Source organism: Halorubrum sp. AD140, assembly GCF_034497445.1.
Lineage (GTDB): Archaea > Halobacteriota > Halobacteria > Halobacteriales > Haloferacaceae > Halorubrum.
In genome coordinates this window covers 1-2,310 of sequence record NZ_JAXRUU010000129.1, presented here as the reverse complement: position 1 = coordinate 2,310, position 2,310 = coordinate 1, and the positions used below count along the sequence as shown (strand labels likewise).

Sequence of the window (2,310 nt, the reverse complement as noted above, 5' to 3'; positions counted from 1 at the left end):
ATCGATGTGGGCGAGTTCGTGGGCGATGACGCCCTCGAGCTCGCTTCGGTCAAGCAGTTGAATGAGTTCCCGGGAAATGACTACGGTCCCGTTGCCGCGGCGGCCGACTGCGAACGCATTCGGCACACCCATGTCGGCGATTTTTAACGACGGCTTCTTCATGTCCTTCTCTCGACAGACACGTTCAACGAACTGGTGAATCTGCGAGTCCTGGGTCTCGGGCAAGTCTTCGGCCCCGACGCTCCGTAACGCGGCCCACTTACCGACTTTATACTGGATTCCGATCAAGAGGATGCTGCCGACGATGGCAATCGGGAGGATGCCCTCCCCGAACGCGACTATCGCTGCGGCGACGGCCACAAGGTAGAACCCCGCGAGAAGTACACCGACGACGGCCATCCGTATTTTGAGTCCAAAATGTCGCATATGAGTTATGTTGTAGAGATAGTCTCGAGAGTATACTCAGTTTCGGCGCTGGCTGGTTCATCAACCTGATTCAGTCCCTGGGTGACGATTGTTCGATCCGGCTGTCAATTCTGGATGAGGTCTGCTGTTTGCGGTGAGTCGTTGCCTATGTATGTGTGTGATTAGTCAATCGCGGTACGTTCACGGTCAGCAAGGCTTACCGAGAGCTGCCCGTCGCTGTGAACCGAGACGACACACTCGGAGAGAACGAACTTGACCACTCCGGTAGATGACGTCGACACTCCGTCAACTCCGCCGAACAGTTGACTGAGCGCGAACGCATGCGCACGGTCGTAGCGGGAGGCGACTGCCGAGCGGGTCTCACCGGTAACGGTCGACACAGCGTCGGTGACAGCCTCGTAAAGAGGTGTCTCATTCCCCCAGCGAGCCAAGTAGCGGCCGTGCCACGGTGCTGTCGATTCGTCGGCGTGTCTAGATTCGTCAGTCATCGGTTATTCTGGCGCTTCGGTTCGCGCCACGGCATTACTGAACGTTCGGTAAGTATTAATCTTTCCCCGCTCATCTCCCCGTTAGAGTCGATTGCCACAAGCTAGCCATATCCTCTGGCACCATTTTCTATCTGCCGAATATCCGGCCCAGCACTAGTTCACTCCGATGTATAGTGTGTATCAAATTATGGCACTGGCAATGGCATTTTACAGTTAGACGAAGGGTTTAACATCTACTGAACGTTTAGTCAGTAACATGGAACGAGTCTCACTCAGAAACAATCCGCTACTTGCTGCGCTTCTGGGAACAGTGGTCACCGGACTTGGCCACTTCTACCTCCGGCGCTGGCTGAGAGCACTTGGTTGGCTAGGACTCACCGTTGCTGCTTCAGTTCTGTTCGTCCCCGAGTCAACCATGTCCGCGCTTAGTTCGGGTACGCTAACCGATCCATTCTCGATTCTCCCGATCATCCTGATCAGTGCCGCCAGTGCCCTTGACGCGTATCTCATCGCAAAAGTTAGAAGACGAACCGATAGATTCCAAGCAAACAATACTGTCGGGCCAACAGAGACTGATGCATCTCCAACCTGTCCTGCCTGCGGAAAGCCGGTCGATCCTGATCTCGGATTCTGCCACTGGTGTACAACCGAATTCAATGTTGTTGATGTCTCCAATCTGGAACGGATCGACGAGAACCAATCAAACTGACAATGGCCTCCGATTCACCCGGAAAGGACTGGAGCACCGCCGAAGAAGAGATTATGGAAGCCATCTATCGAGCACTACTTAACCACGGTTACGCCGACCTGTCGATCTCCCAAATCGCCGACGAACTCGACAAATCGAAGGCTGCTATCTACTACCACTACAACACGAAGGACGACCTTCTAGTCGCGTTTCTTGAGTTCGCCGTTGATAGATTCGAAGAGACGATCGATACAGAAACAGGTAATGAGCCGGCGGCGGATCTCGAGCACGTCATTGAGAAGCTCCTCCCGCTTCAGCCCGCCGAGGAACAACGGCAGCTCCAAGCGGTACTAGTTGGCCTCCGATCACAGGGCGTGACGAGCGAGGTATTTCGCGAGCAATTCACGCAGATCGATGAACGATTGGCAGCCACCATTCGGGGTATCGTCAATCGTGGTATTGAGGAAGACACGTTCCGGGATGTCGACTCGTCGCGGGTTGCAGAGCATATCCTAGCTACGGTCAACGGGGCGAGGTACGGTCGCGCGACGACAGACCGCAAAAGCGCCGCCGCGGCAGCACGCGTCTCGCTGGCCTCGTATATTGATTCGGAACTGAGGCGTACTGCGTAAGCACAGGCTTCTCGTCAACTACCCCACCCTACTTCGCTCAGTCTGACGACTTCGCTCGGTGAGGGTGTCGTCAGAA

At 55.1% G+C, this 2,310-nt stretch carries 4 protein-coding genes; 2 read left to right on the top strand and 2 right to left on the bottom strand.

Translation table 11 applies throughout. From position 1 onward, the window contains the following. A partial coding sequence (locus tag U4E84_RS16615; protein ID WP_322533219.1) for a M48 family metalloprotease occupies nt 1–399 on the bottom strand: 399 nt, incomplete at its 3' end. Between the two features lie 188 nt (nt 400–587). Continuing rightward, entirely contained in the window at nt 588–914 is a 327-nt protein-coding gene (locus tag U4E84_RS16610) for a HalOD1 output domain-containing protein (RefSeq protein ID WP_322533218.1), read from the bottom strand. A 256-nt stretch (nt 915–1,170) separates the two neighbouring features. On the opposite strand from U4E84_RS16610, the gene U4E84_RS16605 reads away from it, so the two are divergent. After that, nucleotides 1,171–1,623 (top strand): zinc ribbon domain-containing protein, encoded by a 453-nt coding sequence (locus tag U4E84_RS16605; protein ID WP_322533217.1) that lies wholly within the window; start codon nt 1,171–1,173, stop codon nt 1,621–1,623. A gap of 2 nt (nt 1,624–1,625) precedes the next feature. Continuing rightward, on the top strand, nt 1,626–2,234 hold the full coding sequence (locus U4E84_RS16600; RefSeq protein ID WP_322533216.1) for a TetR/AcrR family transcriptional regulator: 609 nt from the start codon (nt 1,626–1,628) through the stop codon (nt 2,232–2,234). Nucleotides 2,235–2,310 lie beyond the last annotated feature (76 nt).

Excerpts from the sequence above, each read along its gene's own strand:
- U4E84_RS16610 (WP_322533218.1), bottom strand. The coding sequence starts at position 914 with ATGACTGACGAATCTAGACACGCCGACGAATCGACAGCACCGTGGCAC.
- U4E84_RS16605 (WP_322533217.1), top strand. The coding sequence starts at position 1,171 with ATGGAACGAGTCTCACTCAGAAACAATCCGCTACTTGCTGCGCTTCTG.
- U4E84_RS16600 (WP_322533216.1), top strand. The coding sequence starts at position 1,626 with ATGGCCTCCGATTCACCCGGAAAGGACTGGAGCACCGCCGAAGAAGAG.